The following is a 1,311-nucleotide window of genomic DNA, read 5'->3' as shown; positions in this document are numbered from 1 at the left end:
CAGGGGTAGGGGAGCGTTGTATGTAGGTTGAAGGTGTACCGTAAGGAGCGCTGGACAGCATACAAGTGAGAATGCCGGTATGAGTAACGAAAAGATCAGTGAGAATCTGATCCGCCGAAAGCCCAAGGTTTCCTGAGGAAGGCTCGTCCGCTCAGGGTAAGTCGGGACCTAAGGTGAGGCCGAAAGGCGTAATCGAAGGACAACAGGTTGAAATTCCTGTACCACCGTAAACCGTTATGAACGATGGGGTGACGCAGGAGGGTAGTGACGCGGACTGATGGATGTCCGTCCAAGCAGTGAGGCTGATGTGTAGGCAAATCCGCACATCGATAAGGCTGGGCTGTGATGGGGAGTGAAAATTACAGTAGCGAAGGTCATGATCTCACACTGCCAAGAAAAGCCTCTAGTCAGGTGAAGGTGCCCGTACCGCAAACCGACACAGGTAGGCGAGAAGAGAATTCTAAGGCGCGCGGAAGAACTCTCGTTAAGGAACTCGGCAAAATGACCCCGTAACTTCGGGAGAAGGGGTGCCTCGGTAGGGTGAATAGCCCGAGGGGGCCGCAGTGAAAAGGCCCAAGCGACTGTTTAGCAAAAACACAGGTCTGTGCGAAGCCGTAAGGCGAAGTATACGGGCTGACGCCTGCCCGGTGCTGGAAGGTTAAGGGGAGCGGTTAGGGGTTAAACCCGAAGCTGTGAACCGAAGCCCCAGTAAACGGCGGCCGTAACTATAACGGTCCTAAGGTAGCGAAATTCCTTGTCAGGTAAATTCTGACCCGCACGAATGGCGTAACGACTTGGGCGCTGTCTCAACGAGAGATCCGGTGAAATTTTAATACCTGTGAAGATGCAGGTTACCCGCGACAAGACGGAAAGACCCCATGGAGCTTTACTGCAGCTTGATATTGGATTTGGGTACGATCTGTACAGGATAGGTGGGAGCCTTTGAAGCATGAGCGCCAGCTTGTGTGGAGGCGACGTTGGGATACCACCCTGATCGTATCTAGGTTCTAACCTGGTACCGTGATCCGGTACGGGGACAGTGTCAGGCGGGCAGTTTGACTGGGGCGGTCGCCTCCTAAAGAGTAACGGAGGCGCCCCAAGGTTCCCTCAGAATGGTTGGAAATCATTCGAAGAGTGCAAAGGCATAAGGGAGCTTGACTGCGAGACCTACAAGTCGAGCAGGGACGAAAGTCGGGCTTAGTGATCCGGTGGTACCGCATGGAAGGGCCATCGCTCAACGGATAAAAGCTACCCTGGGGATAACAGGCTTATCTCCCCCAAGAGTCCACATCGACGGGGAGGTTTGGCACC

At 54.2% G+C, this 1,311-nt stretch carries 1 rRNA gene; it reads left to right on the top strand.

Annotated features, from left to right (window positions below):
- Window positions 1-1,311 (top strand): 23S ribosomal RNA (locus tag HMPREF9412_RS21345); the annotation flags it as partial.

Origin of the sequence: Paenibacillus sp. HGF5, from assembly GCF_000204455.1 — a bacterium.
Classification (GTDB): Bacteria; Bacillota; Bacilli; order Paenibacillales; family Paenibacillaceae; genus Paenibacillus_AQ; species Paenibacillus_AQ lautus_A.
This window is presented reverse-complemented; position numbering and strand designations above follow the sequence as displayed.